A 519-nucleotide genomic window follows, 5' to 3' on the forward strand; every position below is an offset into this window, starting at 1 on the left:
GTTAGCCCAGCTTCTGAATCTGTTAACTGTTTCGTAATTTCCGTCTCTGGCTTCGTTTGGGCTTGAGGCCACTCAAAAGGGTGGACCTGCTTTCCATTGGGTGTGTTTTCCGGTCGGGTTTCCGGGTTTATTTCGCCGGTAGAAAGTATCAGGTTGCGCCATGTTTTCTGTCTGCGGTTGCCGCCATCTGTTGCGCCCTGTGTTTTGGAAACGTCGTTGATAACGCTGTAAACCATTTGCGGGATTTTTCGGGGGGCGGCTGTTTGCCCGATTTCATCTAACACTAGCAAGCCATCATTACGGGCTAAAGCTAAATTTTGTAAGCCAAGCGGGGTAGTGTCCCAATTGCCTTGAGTGGTTTCAGGGTCTCCCCATACACTCAAGGCAAGCCGCGCGGCGGGTGGTTTGCCTTTTTAGGAATCGCCCGCTAAATGGAAACCGCCTCCCCCTTCGTTCAAAAGTGCCAAGAATGGCGCGGCCATGCTTAAACCTAAAGCAAGGCATAGGCGGCTATTGTTC

The 519-nt window shown here is 51.4% G+C and carries 1 pseudogene; it reads right to left on the reverse strand.

What is annotated here, in order from left to right:
• Positions 1-482 (reverse strand): annotated as a pseudogene (locus ACTHUM_RS18605) (DUF927 domain-containing protein); the annotation flags it as partial.
• Positions 483-519 lie beyond the last annotated feature (37 nt).

This window comes from Neisseria sp. P0021.S006 (assembly GCF_051956895.1).